Here is a 21020-nt window from a genome sequence, read left to right as displayed (position 1 = left end):
CCATCCATGCTACCCCTTCACTTTTCACCTAACTATTAAATGCCGCATGCCGATTTTTCTTGCCAAGGTTTCGAAGTTGGATGCAAATAGAGTGATGAAAAGGCGAGTCGCGGAAATCAGGCGGCGCGTAAAGGGGGGCATATGTCGCGACACGATTTAGCCGGTCGAACTGCGCTCGCATTGGTACTGGCCAGTGCTGCATCTACGGCGGCGATAGCCGGCGAAACAATCACGTATACTTACGATTCCCTCGGCCGCCTCGTGGTGGCTCGTTCTTCAGGGACGGTGAACAATAACCAGGTGGCGTCCTATTGCTACGATCCGGCCGGTAACAGAACATTGGTGAAGGCCGACAATGCCGGTGCGCTCGTCAATTGCGCTGGAAGTCCTCCTCCTCCTCCTCCTCCTCCTCCTCCTCCTCCGCCGCCGCCCGCGCCGTCCATCTCGATCTCCGATGGCAGCGGCATCGAGGGAGGCAGCATCCCGTTCACAGTTTCGCTCAGCGCTTCCTATAGCTCAAGCATCAGCGTGAACTACGCTACGGCTTATGGATCGGCTGGGTCGAGCGACTTGACCGCTGCTTCAGGCACGCTGACCTTCACGGCTGGCCAGACCAGCAAGACATTCTCCGTCACTACCAGGCAGGATGCGCTGCTAGAGGGGGACGAAACTTTCACAGTTAATTTATCGAGCCCCTCAGGCGGGGCAACAATTTCCGATGGGCAAGGGATCGGCACGATCTTTGACGACGATGAAGACCCTATGTGTGGCAGGTTTCTATGTTGATCTGATGTTGAGCGGATCTGAGGCGTTTCGCTTCGGCAAGGGGGTTAAGGGAATGGAAATGGATAACGCTTCTCTAAAAATGATCGGGCTTGCTGCAGTGGTCTTGTTGTCGGTTTATTCTGACGATGCATATGCGCAGGCTGTTGATGCATCTCCTTGCAAAGCATTTACGATCCCAGTGGTCGAGGGTGGCCCCGAAATGCTCCACGTCGTTTGCGGAAATGCCGGGACGATCTTGGGTCAGGTCGATAACTACGATCTGACCCAGCTCCCCGATCTGCAAGCCGCGGTAGTCACGACGTCGGTCGAGGGATCGCGGCGCATTTGGCTCGTGATGAAAAATGAGGACAATTCGCTGGCTCTGGAGGAGATCACCGGAACGATCGCCCGGGCCGCTGGCCGTGAGGCGGGTGCGGACGTTGAGGGACTCGATCTGGACTTCGGCAAAGGAGCGACGGGGCAGCTCACCGCGAACGTCATGTCGTCCGGCAATTCGGTCGAAGCGAGTTCGACGGACGGCGCAGTGGATTTCTCACAGCTAGTTGAGCGCGCGCGAACTATCCGGGCGAGCGACGCGTCGGACAACGAAAAATAAGAGTTCTTGGGGGGCGTGCAATGAAAAGGAGAGGTATCCGTTCGCTGTCGGGCGTTTCGCTGGGCGCCATTTCGCTTCTCCTGGCTTCCCAAGCCAGCGCGCAGACCCAGCCGCCGCCGCCGCCGCAGCCGATGAATGTGGACGAGAACAGCGTTGACATCTCGAGCAGAAAGCTCATGCTGGGAGCGACCGATCTCAGGATCGGGCCGGACGACCACCGCGGGCTGCAGCTCAACCGGCAAATGGCGTCTTATGGCTGGAGGCTTTCGACTACCCCGGTAATGTCAGGCAACTCGACAGACCCTGTTGTAATCCTTGGCGGACAATCGAGCGCTTTCCACTGGAACGGCTCGACTTATGTGCCCGCCATTCAGGACGGCTCGACCCTTAATAGCGGGGCCACGATTTTTACCGCGTCAGATGGGACGGTGGTTAATTTTCGAACGGTGTCCGATCTTTCGGAACACGCGACCGCGTTCAAAGCCGCTGAGAAGATTACCTTCCCTGATGGCGTTGAACATTTATTCACCTATCAAACGGGCATGTACCAGGTACTTGGCCCAGATCCATTAGATACATATTTTGTTCTGATGACGAGGCTGATCTCGATCAACAGCTCGACCGGCTACCAGCTCAAATTTTCTTACCTTTCAAATGATAGCCATCAACAGAATTGGCGGCAGCTTACCAAAGCTACATCAATCAACAACACGGTCGAATCTTGCAGCCCGGCCGCCGACACCTGCAGCCTGTCGGGAAACTGGCCAGAGGTCACCTATGGCGGCAGTCTCTACAACACGCCCACGGTCACCACTCCCGAAGGCCGCACGACATCCTACACCTATTCGGGATCCAAGGTGGCGTCGATCACACCTCCGGGTTCGGGCAATGCGCCAGTTTCGTTCACCTATACCGGTGACAAGGTGCTTTCCGTCAGCAAGGGCGGAGGGACATGGAATTATCTCAACCCGACCACCACCTCGACGCAGGTGACGGGCCCAAATAGCCAGTCCGACAAATATGCGTTCAATGGGCAGGGCCAGGTTACCAGCCGAACCAATTCGAAAAACGAAGTCACGGCGTTTGGCTATTGCACAGGGACGTCGACATGTCCGGTGGGACGTGTCCAAAAGGTAACGAACCCGGAGATGGACTATACCACGTTCATTTATGATGCGCGGGGCAACCTGACCAGCCAGACGCATTATGCGAAACCCGGCACCGGGCTCGCTGCGATTACACAAAGCGCCACTTTCGTTAGCGCGTGCAGCAACGCCAAGACTTGCAACAAGCCGACCAGCACCACCGACGCGAAGGGCAATATCACAAACTTTACCTGGGACGGCACGCATGGCGGCTTGACCAAAATAGAGGCGCCGGCACCGATCGCGGGTGCCGCCCGCCCCACCACAACCTATTTCTATAGTCAGGTTCAGGCGCGTTATCGGACCTCGGCCAGCGCTTGGGCGAACTCCCCGGCGATCTACGTTCCCGTTTATTCGCGGGAATGCCGCACGGCCGCCACCTGCACGGGCAGCGCGGACGAGCGGATCGTCAACCTATTTTACCTGGGCAGCACGAACCCCAATAACGCCTTGGCGACCAGCGTGGTCCGCAAAGCAGGCAATAATACACTTAGCCAGACGACCAGCCTTGCCTATACCCAGCTGGGCGATCTCGCCTCGGTCGATGGTCCGCTGAGTGGGACAACCGACCAGACGGTTTTCTTCTATAACCAGGCCCGACAGGAAAGCGGCCGGATTGGACCGGCGCAGCCAGGGGGCTTCAGTCTTGCGCAGCGCACTTCCTATGACGGGGCCGGCCGGGCGTGGAAGGTTGAATCCGGTCATATTCCTGGCCAATCTGAGTCATCCTGGCCTTTCTTCAGTGTCAATCAATCGTCGACCGTTACGTTCGACAGCTACGGACGGCCGATCAAGCAGGCCAGTATCGGGTCGAACGGCGCCGCCCAGTCGCTGGTTCAGACGAGCTACGATACCGCCGGCAGGGTGACTTGCGTTGCAACGCGGATGAACGCCGCGAAATTCGGTTCGCCGCCGTCGAGCGCTTGCTCATTAGGGACGCAAGGGACGTTCGGCCCCGACCGGATTGCAAAATATACCTATGATGCGCTGGGCCGGGTAACGCAGGTCACCAACGGCTATGGGACCGCGGACGCGGCCAATGAGTTTACCGCAACCTTCACCAGAAACGGCCAGATCGAGACAGCGAAGGACGGCGCAAACAATCTCACCACTTATGTCTATGACGGCCATGATCGCAATTACCAGATCCGCTACCCCGTCGCGGCCAAGGGCGCCAGTGCCAGCTCGGCCGCCGATTACGAGCAATATGGCTTCGATCCTGCCGGCAACGTCACCAGCTTCCGCACGCGCCGCGGCGAAACGCTGAGCCTGACCTATGACAATTTGAACAGGCTCACGAAGAAGGTCGTCCCGCAACGTTCGGGACTCTCCTCGACCCACACGCGCGATGTCTTCTACGATTACGACCTGTTCGGCGATCTCACCGGCGCTCGGTTCGACAGCACGGCCGGCGAGGGCGTGACCTTTGCCTTTGACGGGCTCGGGCGTCAGGTCCTGGAGACCCAGACCATGAACGGCGCGACCCGCTCCGTCGGGTCGGGCTACGATGTCACCAACAACCGCATCTCGATGACCTTCCCGGACAATTATGCCGTCGGCATGTCTTACGACATTCTCGGACGGCCCAAGCTGACGCAGTTCAATGGCGAGAACCTGCTGCAGGCCAGTTTCAACGATTACGGACTACCGTTCAAGCTGGAGCGCTATCAGCCCGGTTCAGGTTGGACCATGGCTACGAATTTCGCGTTCGATGTTGCCTCTCGACTCAGCAGCCTCACCCTGAACCACGCAGGCACCGCGCTCGATACGACCGCGACCTTTGCCTACAACCCCGCAGGCCAGATCGCGAGCAAGGCGCAGTCGAACAATGCTTACGCGTGGGACGCACATGTCGATGCAACGCGCGGCTACACCTCCAACGGTCTCAACCAGTACACCGTGGCCGGCCCGGCCAGCTTCACCTATGACGCCAATGGCAACCTGACCTCGGATGGCACCAACAGCTACACCTACGATGTCGAGAACCGCTTGGTCATCGGCAGCGTCGGCAGTTCGAGCGCGACGCTGCGCTACGATCCGCTGGGGCGGCTCTATGAAATCAACGGTAACCAGACCGGCATCACACGATTTGTCTATGACGGCGATGCCATGGTGGCCGAATACAACAGCTCCGGTGCTATGCTGAAGCGCTACATCCACGGCCCCGCCGCCGGATTGGACGATCCGCTGGTGATGTATGAGGGGGCCAGCGTGGCGAGCAGCGCGCGGCGCTATCTCTATGCCGACGAGCGCGGCTCGATCGTCGCAATCACCGATGCCAATGGCAACGGGCAGACCATCAACAACTACGATGCCTATGGCATCCCCGGCCTGACCAATGCCGGGCGGTTCCAATATACCGGCCAGGCCTGGATTGCCGAGCTCGGCATGTCCTATTACAAGGCCCGCATGTATTCCCCCTCGCTCGGCCGGTTCCTCCAGACCGACCCGATCGGCTATGGCGACGGCATGAACATGTACCGCTATGTGCGCAACGATCCGGTGAACGGGGTGGATCCGTCGGGTCTCTCGCAAAACTATACAGATCCTTACGGCAACCAATTTCGTTACGCTTGCGTGAACAGTAATTGCGGCTGGGTATCGAATGGCTTTGATGCCTCGGTTTGGCTCGATAATGCCATTAGAAATGCGTACAATGCGTTTGATACCGGTAGCTTTAGCCTCGGTGGAGGCGGGAGTGGTAGTGTTACTAAACAAGAGCCGCAAAATAGTACTGAGCCTTGTTCCTCTCCTGCGAATACAAGAATTGGATTTGATGACGCTCTCGCGCTTGGAGCTGGTGCGCGATTTGGGGCTGGCCTCATATACGATCAAAATACAGGCGACTGGTATCTTAGCGCGTACCTAGAGGGAGCGGTTGGCCTAGCTGCAAACGGTGGAGCGTCTTTCACTTTGCAACCGCAGAGAAGTCCTCAAGAGGGCTTTCATACTGCATCTAATGCGAATTTTGCTCTGAGTCCCGGCTTTGGGTCATTCTCGGCACAAAAGAACATATCTACCGACAACAAACCTGGAACTGGTTGGACAGGAAACGGCGGGCTCGGGATCGGTCCTTCCTTAGGTGCAGAGGCTACTTATTCGGGCGGTTTTTCATATACGAAGAGACTTGGAAACGGCGGAGGCTGTTAGTGAAATTCTTTTTTCAAAATCCTGGCCTATCCCCCCGCCTGATTGCTCAAGTCCGCCTCTGGTTGTGGCTCGCCACAGCGGCCTTTATGATTTTTATCATACACAGTTGCCAACAGCTTCCCGCAATCCTTGGCTTACCCATCTTTTTTGCGGGCGTTGGCGTATACAGTGAGTATTGCCACCACTGCGGGCTTCTTGTTTGGGCTAGAGGAACCGATGTTGCCCGAAACGTCCTACCTCCGGGGCCGTTTTGGATACCGAAGAGGTGTTCCCGCTGTGATGCTAAATAGCCGCAAAGTGGGAAGGGAACCGGGAATAAATGCAATGGGATTCCCGGGTTTGAGCAATTTGAGACCGCAGCTCAGATTGCGATCTCTTCTACTCCCGTAAATAGCTACACTCCGGCTTCGCTCAGAGGAATATTCATTCATTCCGCTTTTAGTGCAGCGGTCGGTACATTTAGAAATACGAGCATGAACGTATCCTATAAAGACGGCGGCGTAGCTGGTTGGTTTGATCTCGGCTCTGTGAGGCCTGATGCCGTTTATGGGAACCAGAACTTTCCTAACTTTGTAATCGAGCTGAAGACAGGGAATGCCGGCCTGCAAAACCCGCAACTTTCTAACTATTACGTAAGCGTGGTCCAGAGACCCCGGCTCAGGCGGCTTGCGCGATTGGCACGTCGGCAGGTGGCTGCCAGTTCCACGGGAGGAGTTCGTCCCACCGAGCGGCAGGCCAGTCTGCGGCGATCTTGGCGATGACGTCGGTGATGTAAGCCTGCGGTTCGAGCCCGTTCATCTTGGCGGTCTCGATGACGGAATAGATCGCCGCGGCGCGCACGCCGCCCGGTTCGGATCCAGCGAACAGCCAGTTCTTGCGACCGATCGCGATGGGGCGGATCGCGCGTTCGGCGATGTTGTTGTCGATCTCGAGACGGCCATAGTCGAGGAAGCGGGTGAACGCGTCCCACCGCTTGGTGCCGTAGCGGATGGCCTTGGTCATCAGCGATTTGGGCGCGAGCTTTCTGAGCGCGTCATCGAGCGCGACGCGAAGCGCCGTGACCAGCGGTCGCGACCGCGCCTGGCGGGTGGTTCGTCGGACGTCGGCGGGTTGACCGCGGATCTCGGCCTCGATCGCGTAGAGCTTACCGATGCGCTCGAGGAGATCGGTGGTCAGCGCGGTCGGTTGTTGCTTATGGCGCTCGAACAGCTCGCGCCGGAAATGCGCCCAGCATGCGACCTCGGACACGCTGTTGCCTGCGTAGATGCCATTGAACCCGGCATAGGCGTCGGCCTGGAGGAAGCCGGTGAAGGTCGCGAGTTCACGCTTGGGATGAATGCCCGCGCGGTTGGGAGTGAACCGATACCAGACGAGCGGCGAGGTGGCGGCACCCGATGCACGGTCATCGACGACATAGGCCCACAGCCTGCCGGTCGCGGTCTTCCCGCTGCCGGGGGCGAGCACCTTCACCGGTGTGTCGTCGGCGTGGATCTTGGCGGCTTTGAGACCTTCCTCGCGGATGCGCGTGACGATCGGATCGAGCAGGTGCGCGGCCTGGCCCGCCCACCCGGCAAGGGTCGAGCGGTCGATATAGACGCCCTGCGCCGCCATCATCTCGGCCTGGCGATAGAGCGGCAGATGATGATCGAACTTGGCGACGACGACGTGCGCGAGCGTGCCGAACGTCGCCTTGCCGCGCGCAATCGGCTTGGGCGGCGCGGGCGCCTGAACGATCGCTTCGCAGACGCGGCAGCTATACTTGGGGCGGATGTTGCGCACGACGCGCCAGCTGATCGGCACGACATCGAGCATCTCGTCGGTATCCGCGCCAAGCTGGCGCAGCGTCCCTCCGCATGACGGGCATGCGCAGGTGCCGGTCGCTGGTTCGTAAACGATCTCCTCGCGCGGCAGATGGGGCGGCAACGAGCGGACCGCTGCGGGTCGTTCGGGTCGAGCGGCAACATCCGGCTGACGCGCATCGGCGCTGGCGGCGTCGGCCTCATACTCTTCGAGCGCGAGTTCCAGCTGCTCGATCTCGCTTGCCAGCTTCTCGGACGAGGTGCCGAACGTCATCCGGCGCAGCCGTGCGAGTTGGGCGCGCAGCATGGCGATCACACGATCGCGGGCATCGACCTGAGCCTCGAGGCTGGCGATCCGAGCGTCCCGATCGGGTGCGGAAACGGCGTGCTGCGACACACCGACTTAATACCGGATCAGGGTCATCGATACGAGCAAAAACGCCATAATCTCGCCGATTATTACCCTGCCAGGGCGGGCTGCCACGTGCGTTCGGGATGCCGCCAGTCGATCCCTTCCAGCAGCATCGATAGCTGCGCGGCAGACAGGTGCGCGACACCGATCTGGCCGATCGGCCAGACGAACTTGCCGCGATCGATCCGCTTGGAGAATAGGCACAACCCCTGGCCATCATACCAGAGCAGCTTGATCAGATCACCGCGCCGACCGCGGAACACGAACACCGCGCCGGAATGCGGATTATGCTTCATGACTTCCTGCGCCATCACCGCCAGGCCGCACATCCCCTTGCGCATATCGGTCGGCCCGCACGCCAGCCACACCCGCGTTGCAGGCGGCAACGCGATCATCGCTCGAGCACCGATAGCACGCGGCCGAGCGCCTCTGCATCGATCGACGCATCGACGCTCAATCGGATGCCGCTTGGCAACTCGATCGCGATCTTGCTCGTCGTATCCGGCGCGGGCGGCGACAGTGACGTTGAGGGAAGCGCCATAGTGGGATCGGCGATGACAACCTCGGCGAAACGACCGCCGGTCGGTTCTTCGATCGCAGGTGGCAGTGTCCGTGCCGAACGATCGAGCAGCATTCCCGCCATCGCGTTACGCCGCCAGGTGTAGAGCGACCCGCTGGTGACATCGTGGCGTTCCATCGCCGAGCGCACCGAGCCGCCCGGACCAAACGCATCGCGCAACATCATCAGCTTCTGCTCGACGCTCCAGTACCGACGGCCCGACACCCGGGCGATCACCTCCATGCGACCACTCATACGACTGCTCGTATGACCACTCGCATCCGCCCCGACTTCATCATCCACCGCGCCGCTCCGCCGAAAGGCACAAGCATCGCAGCATCACCGTCAGTGGCAAGGCGGCTTACGGGCCTCGCTTACACTATTACAAGAACCTTCCTCCCAACACAATCATTTGCGAAATTTATGAGAACGGAAATTAGGTCAGATCGATGACCCGGCTTGGAAAGAACTTGCGAGTTGTAGTGCGAGATGCGGCAGGCGCTGCCAGGAAGCGGAGGCAAATATCTGCTTTTCTAAAAAGCAGGGTTTTATGTCGTTAGGAAAGGGTGGATGGCTTGGATTTCGGAACGATGACATTGTCTCGGGCTTTGTTATAGAAGGGTCGTCGAGAGATACGTATATATCTACGTTCGTTCTCCCCTCTTATGATAAGCATACCTTTATCACTTGGGGCTTGGGTATCCGGGTGGTTCATTGCTCTCTTGATGCAAGCACGCAGAAAGAATGCGAGAAAGCTATTGATGAGTATGCCGCCAATATTTTCAGGTGAGATCGTCATCCGCCCTTTTGGAGTATCTGGATACTCATAATGTGACTGGTCACTATCCTATTTGGGTAAAATATATTTCATATCTAAGAAACTTAGACTTTACTTCTGCCGAGAATTACCTCGATGAGACGAGACGTAGCGAACTACATTTTGTCCAACTTGAAAAATTTGAAGAAATCAAGGGGTGTGTTGCTCCACAGAACAAGCTGGTGTTGTCGAAATTTTTCGAGAGTGGAGCGCCTGTTCGGAGAGAATTTTCGGCCCGTTCGATCAGGCATTTTCTGCATTCTGAGTGCTTTTGCAGCACCGGTAAGATCGAAGCCGTTAAAACATCGCGACCCTTTGCGGTGCCTGCCGGATCGGTGTTGTAATCCCTCCGATCCAGTTCAGGCTCAATCACCGGATCGTGCCCCGGAAGCGGGTGACTTATCGGCACACCCTACGCAGCAATGGCTGCTCATTTTCAGAGACACCGCTAAGTGGTCCGAAACATAAGGTCAGCAGCTAAACCACTGCAGCTATATACGCTCTCAAGAGTCAAGGTATCGCTCCAGCTTTTCTATTGTTCGCCGTCTCGGCCGACGACCCAAACGCAGATCGAGCACGAATCGAGGATCGCCGACCGCGTGCCTACCAAAACGGGTGGCGGAAATGTGAGTTTCCTTCAAATGCCGCTCGATGCGATCCAACAGTTCCATCTTGCTTCCAATCAGATTTGACTTGCGTTCTTTGTTTGTTCCTAGTAGGAGAAATCTGGGCTGTCTAGGATTATTCCTACAGCCGTATCAAAAGTTTTTAGCCGAAAGGCATCGCGATGGACAATGTAAGAGCGGAACTCGACCGGTTGATCCAGCGGACCAACAGCGATTATGCCGGGCTGTCACGTTTGCTCGGACGCAATTCCGCCTATATCCAGCAGTTCATCAAACGCGGGACGCCCCGCAAGCTCGACGATGAAGACCGGCGCACGCTGGCCGCCTTTTTCGGAGTTGATGAGCAGGTACTTGGGGGTCCGCCTCCCGCCACCAAGCACGGTATGGTCGAGGTTCCGGTGCTCGATGTCCGGGCATCGGCCGGCTACGGTGCCATTGCCGAAAGCGAAAATCGCCAGACCTGTTTCGGATTCGACGAGCGCTGGCTGAAAAAGCTCACCCCGTCCAGAAGCTCAAGCCTGTCGATCGTGACGGTGACGGGCGATTCGATGGAGCCGACCCTCAGCGACGGTGACGAGGTGCTGGTCGATGCGTCCGATCATGCCTCCCGGCTACGCGATGGCATCTACGCGCTGCGCTCCGAGGATACGCTCGTCGTCAAGCGGGTAGCGCTGAAGCCCGGCGGCAGACAGATCACGATCGGCAGCGACAATCCCGCCTATCCGACCTGGAGCGACGTCGATCGCGGCTCGGTCCATATCGTGGGCCGGGTGATCTGGTTCGGCCGTGCGCTCTAGATAGCTCGTATTTCCTAAATACCAATTTCGAACGGCTTCACGCGATCCTTCGCGAGCTCTGGTTTTTCCGGGCCGCTGGGCGGCAATGCCTCTCCTTTCGAAAGACCCTTGGCTGCCGCGTCCCTTAAACGTCCGGTGATCTCGATCGCGGAGCTCTTGGAACCGGGATTGCGCGCTATTGCGCTCTGCAGCTTGCCGACATTATCAATAACCAGCGTCAGCCGGTCGCGAAGACGGGTCACGGTCACCAGAAATGTCTGCTGGTTGGACAGGTTCTTCTCCCGGCTGTCCATCACGGCAATGCCGCGATCCGAAGTCAGGCCCTGCGCCATATGGGCGTTGAGCGCATAAGCGAGATCTAGCCGCCGCAGCATCGGATCACCGCGCTTCAACCGGTGCTCCATGCCCGCCGATGTCACCAGCGTCACAGAGCGTTCGTCGATCCCGATGACGTGCGCCTGATCGGCGTTGAACAGCCCGCGCTTGTGATCATTCTCGGTCCAGCGAATGCGATCGCCGGCATGAAGGTTGAGCCGCTTTTGTTCGAACAGCGCCAATCTATCCTCGTTCAGTCCAGGCCGGATCCTACCGGGCCGAAACCAATGCTGCCGCCCCTTCGCATCCGCCAGAACCACTTCCTTCTTGGCGGGATCGACGGACGTGATCCGATATTGCCCCTTTCCTAGCTTCTGAATCCGGTCGGCACCGCGCGCCTCCAGCAACATTCCTGGCTTGTAAGCAGAGATGTAACGCAGCTCCTCGCGCGTCGCGTTCACGCGCGAAAGCACGGCCAGCTTTAGCGCATCCGTGCCCAGCTCGCCATTGGCCCTGAGCCCGGTCTGGACGGCCTCGTTGACCGCCGATCGCAGCACGCGGCCCGAGGCGTAGATCGCCGTCCGCTCGCGCTCTTCGGGCGACAGCGACAGCCATCGTTCGGCGGCGACGACCGCGCTGTCGCCGTCGGTCTCCACGATATGATCTTTCAAAAAACCCAGCGCCTCGCTCACTTGGCCTGCCTGCGCGGCGGATTGGGCGCGGCGTAGCTGCTTATCGCGCGCGCGAAGGTTCAGGTTCATGACCGCCCGCTCGATGCCGGCTGTCTGAACGAGATCGAAGGGCTTGCCGGCATCGACCGCGCCGAGCTGCTTGCGGTCGCCGATCAGCACGAGCCGGTCGACCCGCGCGAGATTGGCGAGCTGGACGAGCCGTTCCTTTTCGCGGTTCGACACCATCGAGGCTTCGTCGAGCAGAAGCACATGGTCGCCGAGCTCGTTTCGCGCCTCGCGCAGCAAGGAGGCATTGCCGGGATCGTCCAGCAGCTTGCGGTATTTGCCGAGAAAACGGGCCAGCGTCGTCGACGCGATCCCGGTATCGCGTTCCAGCATCTGGACGAGCGTATTCTGAACCGCCAGGCCGTGGACGGACTTGCCTTCCTCACGCAACACCTCAGCGGTGGGTTTCAACAGGCTGCTCTTGCCAGCGCCCGCTACTCCCTGCACCGCAACGGTGCGATTGTGCGATGACAGGATGAGCCTAGCGGCGGCCTCCTGGCCGTCGTTGAGGGTCAGCCCATGACCCAGCGCCGCGACCGCCTGAACGCGTGCCCCAGCGGTCTCGCTGGTGAGGATCGGCGGCGCCGCGCCGCGCCCCGCCTCGACATGAGCGAGGATGCGCTGCTCGATCGCGATCGCCTCGCGCGAAGCCAGCCAGCCTTTGCCCGGCCCCCTGCCCTTCAACAGGTCTCCGGACCGGACGAGCGCGTTCACGCGTGTCTCGACATGATCGATCGTCGTCGGCAGTCCGAAGTCGAGCGCCGTCTTCAGCAGCTTCTCGCGCGGAAAGGCGGCCTCGCGCTGGCCGAGATGACGCACCGCTGAGACGACCGCCTGCGCCGAGGCAATCGTCGGGGCGTCCTTTTTGAGCACATGCTTCGGGACGAGCGGGTCCGCGGGATCGCCGCGAACGCGAGCGGCGAATTCGCGCAGCAGCGCGATCCCGCGCTCAACAAGCGGCAGCCGCGGCGATTGCCCGGCGCCGAGTAGCGCGGCGCGTTCCCTCGCGCCGCAGACCATGTCGGCAAGATCGAGACCGATGGACGCAGCAGTCGCCTTCCAGCTTTCCACCAGTGCATCCCGGTCCTCGATGGCATCCTTGGGCGCACGGGTGGCTAACGCGGCGACGACTCCCGCCCGCAGCCCCGGTCCGCGCCGCGCGTCCAGCACCTCCTGTCGCCGCGTCGAAAACGCCATCACCGCCGACCGGTCGATGCCCGATGCTTCGAAATTGCCATGCTTGCCGACCGGACCCGTTTGATATCCCAGCTTTTCGACCGACATCCTGAAACGCGCCATGGTCATGCTGTTCAGGAGCGTGTTGAGCGACCACAACCGATCATTCTTGAGCGTGCGCCATCTGCCGTCCGGCCCTTTCGTCACATTGGCGACGACGGCGTGGAAATGAAGATTGGGTTCCTGGCTGCGATTGGTGTCGTGCTGGAACAATCCGACCGTCAGATTGCCGGTGGAGACCGTCTTCGTCTTGCCGTTCCGGACGAGCCGCGTCTCCGCCGCATTCTTTTCCGCCCAGCCGAGCGTTTCGATCACCGCCTCGCGGTAGGCTTCGATAATGCGCTTGTCGCCGCCGACCAGCGCCAGCAGCGACCAGCTTTTGGGCAGCGAAAACGTAAGGTCGGTGCCCGGTCGATGGGGTTGGTTGGCGTTGCCTACCTTGGTGCCGTCAGGAAGCTCGCCACGTAGCAAAGCATCGAATGATTTTGCCTCGACCCGGCCCTCAAGCCCGAGCATTGTGGCCCCCTTGCCGACCCATGTGCCGGAGCGATCGGCATCGGCGCTGGCATAATAATTGTCGGCGGCAAAATAATTCGCGGCGGCCGATGGCGAACGAACGTTGGCAACGGATAGCATCGGATCGGCTCCGGACCTGAGTGACCCCTCATCCCCGAATCGAGCCCGTTACAGGTCCAGATCATACTCCCCGATGTCGCGGCCCTCATCGGGTTCGACGGCACCCTCGAGCAGATCCCGTTCCTGGCGCGGGCGCAGACCCGATTGCTGCGCAGCATTACCCGGCCTTGCGGAGAGCTGATCGCTTGTTTTGTGGACAGCATGGAGGTCACGCTCGTTACTGTCCTGCCTGTCACGAGCCTCCGCGGAATCATCCTCACGGCTGGTCCGAAGACGGGAAACCGGCGGGGTCGGCCTCACCTCCTCTACGTGCTTTCCGGACCGTCGATTGCGGTCTGATAGACTGGTTGGCTCGAGCGCCAGTCCGACTGGCGATGTCGCTTGCGCGGTGCCGACCGCGACCTGACCATTCGTCTCAGGTTCAAGATCTCTGGCCGTAAGTTTCGGATCGAGCTGGCGCAGATCGACGGGTTTTCCGGCACCGTCATCGTTCGATGCGGGATGTTCGCTCTGCTGCTCTGTTGCAACTGATCTGCTGCTCGCCGAACGCGAACTGCCGTCTCCGCAGACCGTTCGTTGCGAAGTCATATCGTCCGCCGCCCGCGCTATAAATCCTTCCGCGATCCGCGGCCAACGCCGGGGCGTGAGCAACACGGGCGCCGCCGGAAACCCGTCCGGGAATTTGATATAGCCCGACAGCCGCGGCAGGTTCATGAACTGGTCGGGCAGGAGCAGCGGTTCGATCTGGCGGCACGGGGTCAAGCTCACCGCATCGCGGGCATTGTTGTAGCCATAGCTATAGCCCTCTTCCATGTCCTTCACCTGCCGATGGCCGATGAAATCCGAGCACCAGGTCGCGGTCTCGCGGTCGGCGGTGGCAAGAATGAGCTTGGTGCGCGCGAGCGAGGACAGGGTCATCGCCATATTCTCTCCATAGACTTCCTTGAGCTTGGCGAATGCATGCACGCCGGTAACGATCGCACCCCCGAAATTGCGCGCGGTCTGCAGACCCTTTTCGAGCGCGGGAAGCCGGTGGAGCGCGCCGACCTCGTCGATCAGAAACCAGAGCCTGAGATCGCGCGTGCGGTCCATCGACATCAGCGTGTTCATGGCCGTGTCCATCCACAAAGTGAGGAGCTGCGAGCAGATGCTCATGTCGACATAACGCGCCGAGATAAACAGCACCGAGCCGGGGGCCGAGCGGCCCTGAACCCAGTCGCGCAGCGAGAAGGCCGGACCCTCCGATGGCAGCAATTTGAGAGCCTTTGCGTTGGCGTTGAACACGGCGCGAATGGATTCGGCCATGCGGGCCGCTTCGGGCGCGGTCAGCGGGTCGGCCATCGTGCCGCGCATGAGCTTGTGCACCTGCGCAAGATCGGCGGTCATCAGACGTTTGGCTAGGTCATCGTTGCTGGCTGTACCCGCTCGTTTAAGGTGCAGGCACATCTCGACGAACAGCATGCGCGCGGCCAGCACCCAGAACTGTTCGCTGCCGCCGCCATCATGCGGTACCAGCGCTTCGGCGGCGGCGTGGAATTCGGCTTCGCTGTCGCAGTCTTCGAACACGCTCCACGCCGGACAGCGCGCATCGAGCGGGTTCAGGATGACGTCGCGCTCGGCATCGTAAAAGGCTTCGATGAACGCGCCGGTCAGGTCGAACACGACCGCCCGCTGACCGCGCGACCGCGCTTCGGAAAGCAGATCGGTCAGGGCCACGGTCTTGCCGGTACCGGTCGTGCCGATCAGCATCGCATGGCTCTGCTCGAGCCGCCATGGATAGGGCACATGGGACAAATGGGCGGGCGTATAATAGCCCGCTTGCGCGAGCGCCCGGCTACCGGCCAGACGCCATTTCCAGCCAAGCTCGGACCCCAGCTCGCGCGCCTGCTCGGCGCGGTTGTGACGAGCGATTTCTTCCTCGAGTTCGGCCAGCGATACCAGCATCGCGCCGCGCTCATGCTTGCGCTCCTTGGACCGCCCACCGAACCGTTCCGCGAACCAGTAGAACAGGATAAAGCTGGGCGTCAGGGTGAGCGCAGACAGCAGCAGAGCATGGCGTAGCGCGCGCCAGAACGCGGCCACCGCCTGCGCCATCGGGGGGAAGCCGGTGATCGCCGAGATCGGCAGCTGAACATGACCGCCGCTGGCCATATCGAGGTTGATCAGTTTGCTCGGATCGAACTCCATGAACGCGTACAGTCTGGCATAGATGTGCATCCAGACGAGGTAGAGCTGATGGTCGCCAAGCGCGCTCCGCACGCCCCACCAGCAAAGCCCGGCGGTAACCGCGGCGGCGATGATCACAGGCCCTTTAAGCCCTGCCGCGAACATGAATCCGAAATGGCCGAGCAGCTGGCTGCCACGCGTGAAGTTGACCAGATTACGCTTCATTCTCGCCTCCCGGAACCGACGATGCGTACAGGCCGAGACGGGTCAGCTTGCGATGATAGGCGTCGTGGGTTTTGCGGCGCAGCTGTGGGTCGCTATGTCCGGCAAGCAGCGCATCGAGCGCGACGGTGATGAAGAGATTTTGCCGGTCGGGGTCGAGTCCGGCGGCTCTGTCGGCAGCGGTGTTTTCGGCATTCCAAGCGTCCACGAGCATGTCGCGGACAGCCACGCTCACGCTGACCCTACGCTCCCTCGCGCGCTGCCTGACCCACGCCGAAATCGCGCGGGGGACATAGGTTTGAAGACTGATCTGACGATCCATTTACCGGGTCCCTTTGAACTTGCAGGAACCTGGTTCACCTTGCGGAAGGTGATATAAGAATAAAGCGTGAACAAAGCATCGTCAACGAATTTGATTCCGTTGAATCTGATAGGGTTACGATGAACTGATTTGAAAGTGATGTGCGAATCCGACGACCAAGGCACTTTCAAATTGTTTGTGATTAGGACCGATTTTTATCGGCAAACCCTTGGCTTACAATCGCTTCGCTTAGGCAGGCCCCTGCGTACGGTGTGCCCCTCCTGTCCCCAGCTGCAGTGACCGATCCTGTTTCTTGACCGGTCTCATCATCGACCGAATTGAACCTCTGGCATCATCAAAAAAACGCGCGCGGGCTGCCCGGCCTGCGCTCCGCATGTCCGCTTCTAATACCGGATTTCCCCGTCCCCAGAGAAACAAAAAAGGGGCAGGAACCGTTTCCGGTCCCCGTCCCCACGATCCCTCAATATTCGTCCAGCAATCCGCCATGAATGGTATGGACCACCCGGCTCGCGAGCTCCCATGGTAGCGCGTTATAATCACCTTCGTCGACCGCGATATAGCCCTGATTGTCGTCCTCGATGACATGCTGATCGAAGAAGCTGTGCAAGGACCGCCGCTCGGCGCGCTCGACCGCCTCGAAATAGCTTTGCTGCGTGTTCGGAATAGCAGAATAATATGACATGGGTTTCCTCCTGAAGTTTGTCGAAACGACAGGAATGTTCGCCGATGGTCGGGCGCGGGCCGGGTCCAGGATCACCCGTGAGGGTGACCGCGCCAGCGGCGGTGGGGGAAACGATTTTGTCGGTGAGGGCCAACAGGCCCTTGCCGTCAAAATGGTGGGGCCCCGCCGTCCTTGACGCGGCCCGTGACCGGCCATCATCATGAGAAGAACGTGAGCAACTCCCCCCTCCCCGCCCACGCCACACGGTTGCCTGAAAACCCGCTTTTTGCGTTTTCCTACAGGGGTGGGCTCATGCCATGACTTGATCCCGGGGAACCCTTCGAGGGGATCGAAAGGACCATTGCCATGCCATCCACCAAAAGCGCGATTTTGGCGCTCAAGAAGCTTGAAGTCGAACGCGAAGCGCTGGCGCGGCGCCAGCACGAACTCGAAGAAAAAGCCGCGCTCGAACTCGGCCGGATCATTCTCGGCACCGGTATCGAGAATTTCTCGCGCGGCGGCCTCAAACGGGTCGCCACCGCGCTCGGCAAGCTCGGTGAAACCGCAGCCATCGCCAAGTTCGGTTCCACCACAATCGCGAGCTGAGCCGCGTTCACGGTTCACACTGCGCTTCAAAAACAAAAGGCCCCGCCGGTTGCCCGGCGAGGCCCGATCGGCGAGATGGATCGAGCGCTGACGTTCAGTCGATCTCGGGCGCGTCCTGATTGTCGCGCGTGGCGCCCTTGGAGAGAAAATCGACCTTGTCGGCGAGGATCTCGCAGCCATAGCGCTTGATCTTGTCGCTGTCTTCCCACTGGGTGTAGTGCAGGCGGCCTTGGACCGAGACCAGCTGGCCCTTGGTACAATATTCCTTCACGGTCTTGCCCAGGCCGTTGAAGCAGGTCACCCGGTGAAATTCGCTGTCCTTCACCGTATAGCCCTTGTCATCCTTGTAGGTCTTGCCGTCCTTGTCGCGGGCGGGCCGGTCGGTCACCACGGTGATCGAAGTGACGGTCGTGCCGCCTTGGGTTTCGCGGGACTCCGGATCACGTGCGAGACGGCCGGTCAAGATAACGAGATTGGTCATGATATTGCTCCTGATAGTGCCAGTCCGGAAACCATTTCCGGCTTGCGAACAGTCAGGAGAAACAGGGCGCGGGAGCGCCGCACCGAAGGACGAGAGGCCGAAGGGAAACCCGTTTTGGCCGGGTGGTGCGGGCAGTGAGCGAAGCGATCAACACGGCCGGCAACAAAGCGGGTTGCGGCGCTTGCGCGGCCTGGTTCAGACATGTTCGCAGCAAAAGCCGGACTGGATTTTCGGCTGCCCGGTATCGGCCAATATAGCTGCCATCGGCTTGAACTGGCCGGTCAGCCACCAGCAGCTATTCGTCCAGTTTCACTCATGGCGTGAAGCCGCTATTCACGGCGGATGATTTCCGAGCGCGACATCTGGATGGCAGCCAATATGCTGATGCGGCGGCATGGCGAGGATGCGGGTTTTCGGGCTGCGCAGCGGGCGGACGAGCTGTTTGCCAAGGGCGATGTCGAGGGGCATCGCACCTTCCTGCGCATCATCAGACAGATCGAGCGGCTGGCCGCGACGACGCCGGATGGAACGGTTCACTGAAGGTCCCACGTGGCCGGTCCGTGACGTGCGATATGACGGGCGGACAAGCGGTCGATGACCGCCCTGGCATCGCCGTAATCGACTTGGCAACGAAGTTATGAGATGCTCGACCTGAACGGGGGAGAGAAAAGCCATGAAATCGATAGCAGTTGCGATAGCCCTTACGCTGGGGTTCGCCGGTCCGACAGAAATCAGCCCCTGCGAATCCGGCGCCGCGTTCGCCCAGGCCACCAGCGTTTCCTGCTGCAAGGTCTGCCGAAAGGGAAAAGCTTGCGGCGACAGCTGCATATCGCGCGACAAGGAATGCCATAAGGGTAAGGGCTGCGCCTGCGATGGATAAAAGGCTCGCGCTTTGTCAGCGCGGGCATGGATTGGCCTCGGCACACTACGCGCGGGGCGACCAATGAATACGCAAGCGGTCAGATACCCGCAGTGCGGCGGAAAGCACGGCGCGCGCCGAATTGATTTGCAGATAGCGCAGGTTGGGATCGCGAAGGAGTGCTCCTTTGGGGGGAGGTTTTCGCAATCCCGAATTGCCCAATACCAAAAGCAATTGGATTGGAAAGGAGGCGGTGAAACCGCTTCAGATCCTATCATGGGTAGAAGGATTTTTTCGCGGGGGCGCTCGCTTATCACCCGGCGCGGACGAAGCTAGCATGCTGGCTCATAGCGGAGGAACTACAATGCTGCGGGAATGGTCCGATCGAAACGCCAAACCGCGCCCCATCCTCGATAAAGTGATCGTTGGAGGAGCGATGCTTTTCGGCGCTGCATTCTTTATCGCGCAAGTCTATTTCCTGCTGACATAGACCGGATGTCCAGTCCAGCCGGGGCTTTCATAAAGCCGCGCTCGATGGCGGCAAAAGCAAGATAATTGCGGGCGATCAATTGTCGGGAGGTTCGACGATGCCCAGAAATCCATTGGCTCCTGCGATTCTGGCGACCTTTGCAATGCTGGCGACATGTAGCGGGCAAAGTAAGGATGCTGCTCCGCCGCGCGTGAACACGCCTGTCGAGATTAAGCAGTCTCCGTCTCTGATCACCGTGCCGGTAGAGGTCGGACTTAGCGAACTTTCCGCCGCGCTCGATCGGCAGGTGCCGAAGAGGCTATGGTCGATCGATCATCCAGACCAGATTTGCGTTGCGTCGAAAGGGGTCGATCTGGGTATAGCCACCGTGAAGACACCCAAGCTGCGCTGTCACATCACGGGCACTGTCACGCGCGGGCCGATGCGACTGTCCGGACAGGGCGAAACACTACGGCTGGCCATTCCGCTCCACGCCATGGTGCATGCCAAGTATATCGGCGGCGTGATCGATGAAACCGCGACGGCTGACGCGATGGCCCATGCGGTGATCCGCATCCATCTGCAAAAAGACTGGACCCCGCGCGGTACCGTCGACATCCGCTATAACTGGTCCGACGCGCCGCATGTCGACATTCTGGGCCAGCGCATCGAGTTCGCCGAGGAGGCGGATCGCAAACTGAAGCCGATCGTGGCGAAGCTGGAGCGCGAATTGCCGGGCCAGTTGAACAAGCTTGCCGTGCGACGCCGAATCGATGCGGCCTGGCGATCCGCATTCACCGTCTTGTCGCTCAATCGCCAAAACCCTCCCGTCTGGATGCGCATCACGCCGCAGCAACTGCAATATGGCGGCTATGAAGAGGTGGGCAACAAACTGCGCATGTTGCTTGGCATGAAGGCGCTGACCGAAACCTTTGTCGGCGACAAGCCCGAGCCGTCTCCGCCTACGGCGCTGCCGGTAATGGTACCATTGAAGGGCAATGCGGGCCGGATGGTTTTCTTCATTCCCGTCATCGCCGATTACCGGCAGCTCGAGCCGGTGCTGATGAAAGCCCTGCGCAAACGGTCCGCGCGGCCGTTCGACGTGCCCGGCGTCGGTTCGGTGCGCGCCCTATTCAAGGGCGCCACGATTTATGGCACGACCGGTGGGCGGATCGCGGTCGGCGTCACCTTTGCTGCGAACCGCATCGCTGTGGGCGGCAAGCCGACCAACGGAACCGTCTGGTTGACGGGATTGCCGGTCAATCGGGAAAACTCGCACGAAGTCCGGATTGCCGATGTGGCGGTTGGCGGCACCACCGATATGACGGGCGGGGACCTGATCCTGAAGCTGGCGAATGCGCCGGGCGTGGCGCAGTTTATTGCCGATTCCCTCGAGCAGAACTTCGAAAGCGATTTTGAGGATTTGCTGAAAAAGGTCGAGCTGGCCATTGCCAATGAACGCGAAGGCGATTTCGCGATTCAGGCTAAAATCATTAACATTCGGACAGGCAAGATTACCGCATCCGGTCAGGGCCTGCTCCTGCCGACACGGATTGAGGGCACGGGCACCGTGGCGCTGCGCTGATAGACAATAGCGGAATGCGCATATTTTTTCGGGTATTTG

16 protein-coding genes are annotated in these 21020 nt (G+C 60.0%); 8 read left to right on the top strand and 8 right to left on the bottom strand.

Going from position 1 to position 21020, the window contains the following annotated elements; translation table 11 throughout:
• The first annotated feature begins 141 nt into the window (after positions 1 to 141).
• The 3 genes from ACOQPC_RS04395 to ACOQPC_RS04385 are packed head-to-tail and all read left to right on the top strand — an operon-like array spanning position 142 to position 5676.
• Positions 142 to 786: a Calx-beta domain-containing protein gene (locus tag ACOQPC_RS04395; protein WP_420607447.1), complete on the top strand. Its 645-nt coding sequence runs from the start codon at positions 142 to 144 to the stop codon at positions 784 to 786.
• Positions 767 to 1381 (top strand): hypothetical protein, encoded by a 615-nt coding sequence (locus ACOQPC_RS04390; RefSeq protein ID WP_420607446.1) that lies wholly within the window; start codon positions 767 to 769, stop codon positions 1379 to 1381. Before ACOQPC_RS04395 ends, ACOQPC_RS04390 begins: the two co-directional genes overlap by 20 nt.
• A 20-nt stretch (positions 1382 to 1401) precedes the next feature.
• Positions 1402 to 5676, top strand: a complete 4275-nt coding sequence (locus ACOQPC_RS04385) for an RHS repeat domain-containing protein (protein WP_420607445.1) — start codon at positions 1402 to 1404, stop codon at positions 5674 to 5676.
• A 657-nt stretch (positions 5677 to 6333) separates the two neighbouring features.
• On the opposite strand, the gene tnpC is transcribed toward ACOQPC_RS04385, so the two are convergent.
• The 3 genes from tnpC to ACOQPC_RS04370 all read right to left on the bottom strand — a co-directional run bounded on the left by tnpC (position 6334) and on the right by ACOQPC_RS04370 (position 8701).
• On the bottom strand, positions 6334 to 7872 hold the full coding sequence (gene tnpC / locus ACOQPC_RS04380; protein WP_420607444.1) for an IS66 family transposase: 1539 nt from the start codon (positions 7870 to 7872) through the stop codon (positions 6334 to 6336).
• 62 nt (positions 7873 to 7934) lie between these two features.
• Positions 7935 to 8282: an IS66 family insertion sequence element accessory protein TnpB gene (tnpB, locus tag ACOQPC_RS04375; RefSeq protein ID WP_420607443.1), complete on the bottom strand. Its 348-nt coding sequence runs from the start codon at positions 8280 to 8282 to the stop codon at positions 7935 to 7937.
• Entirely contained in the window at positions 8279 to 8701 is a 423-nt protein-coding gene (locus tag ACOQPC_RS04370; protein WP_420607442.1) for a transposase, read from the bottom strand. Before ACOQPC_RS04370 ends, tnpB begins: the two co-directional genes overlap by 4 nt.
• Positions 8702 to 10050: 1349 nt before the next feature.
• Between ACOQPC_RS04370 and ACOQPC_RS04365 the strand changes: the two genes are divergently transcribed.
• Positions 10051 to 10686 (top strand): S24 family peptidase, encoded by a 636-nt coding sequence (locus ACOQPC_RS04365; RefSeq protein ID WP_420607441.1) that lies wholly within the window; start codon positions 10051 to 10053, stop codon positions 10684 to 10686.
• Between the two features lie 14 nt (positions 10687 to 10700).
• On the opposite strand, the gene mobF is transcribed toward ACOQPC_RS04365, so the two are convergent.
• The 4 genes from mobF to ACOQPC_RS04345 form a co-directional block, all read right to left on the bottom strand.
• Entirely contained in the window at positions 10701 to 13610 is a 2910-nt protein-coding gene (gene mobF, locus ACOQPC_RS04360) for a MobF family relaxase (protein ID WP_420607440.1), read from the bottom strand.
• Between the two features lie 48 nt (positions 13611 to 13658).
• A complete protein-coding gene (locus ACOQPC_RS04355) occupies positions 13659 to 16001 on the bottom strand; it encodes a type IV secretion system DNA-binding domain-containing protein (RefSeq protein ID WP_420607439.1) in 2343 nt (780 codons plus the stop codon).
• On the bottom strand, positions 15991 to 16320 hold the full coding sequence (locus tag ACOQPC_RS04350) for a hypothetical protein (RefSeq protein WP_420607438.1): 330 nt from the start codon (positions 16318 to 16320) through the stop codon (positions 15991 to 15993). Before ACOQPC_RS04350 ends, ACOQPC_RS04355 begins: the two co-directional genes overlap by 11 nt.
• Positions 16321 to 16780: 460 nt before the next feature.
• Positions 16781 to 17002 (bottom strand): hypothetical protein, encoded by a 222-nt coding sequence (locus ACOQPC_RS04345; RefSeq protein ID WP_420607437.1) that lies wholly within the window; start codon positions 17000 to 17002, stop codon positions 16781 to 16783.
• 345 nt (positions 17003 to 17347) lie between these two features.
• Between ACOQPC_RS04345 and ACOQPC_RS04340 the strand changes: the two genes are divergently transcribed.
• The gene (locus ACOQPC_RS04340; RefSeq protein WP_420607436.1) at positions 17348 to 17587 is read left to right on the top strand and encodes a DUF6437 family protein; all 240 of its coding nucleotides are present in this window, start codon (positions 17348 to 17350) and stop codon (positions 17585 to 17587) included.
• A 94-nt stretch (positions 17588 to 17681) separates the two neighbouring features.
• Here ACOQPC_RS04340 and ACOQPC_RS04335 read toward each other — a convergent pair whose 3' ends face one another.
• On the bottom strand, positions 17682 to 18068 hold the full coding sequence (locus ACOQPC_RS04335; RefSeq protein ID WP_420607435.1) for a single-stranded DNA-binding protein: 387 nt from the start codon (positions 18066 to 18068) through the stop codon (positions 17682 to 17684).
• Between the two features lie 366 nt (positions 18069 to 18434).
• Between ACOQPC_RS04335 and ACOQPC_RS04330 the strand changes: the two genes are divergently transcribed.
• The 3 genes from ACOQPC_RS04330 (at position 18435) to ACOQPC_RS04320 (ending at position 20981) form a co-directional block, all read left to right on the top strand.
• Positions 18435 to 18608, top strand: coding sequence for a hypothetical protein (locus ACOQPC_RS04330; protein WP_420607434.1), 174 nt, complete (start codon positions 18435 to 18437; stop codon positions 18606 to 18608).
• Positions 18609 to 19291: 683 nt separating this feature from the next.
• Positions 19292 to 19417: a hypothetical protein gene (locus ACOQPC_RS04325; protein WP_420607433.1), complete on the top strand. Its 126-nt coding sequence runs from the start codon at positions 19292 to 19294 to the stop codon at positions 19415 to 19417.
• A 190-nt stretch (positions 19418 to 19607) separates the two neighbouring features.
• Positions 19608 to 20981, top strand: a complete 1374-nt coding sequence (locus ACOQPC_RS04320; RefSeq protein WP_420607432.1) for a DUF4403 family protein — start codon at positions 19608 to 19610, stop codon at positions 20979 to 20981.
• The last annotated feature ends 39 nt before the right edge of the window (positions 20982 to 21020 follow it).

The sequence above is a fragment of the Novosphingopyxis sp. genome, assembly GCF_965218915.1.
Taxonomy (GTDB): domain Bacteria; phylum Pseudomonadota; class Alphaproteobacteria; order Sphingomonadales; family Sphingomonadaceae; genus Novosphingopyxis.
Note: the sequence above shows the minus strand (reverse complement) of the source record. Positions and strands in the feature narration are given on the sequence as shown.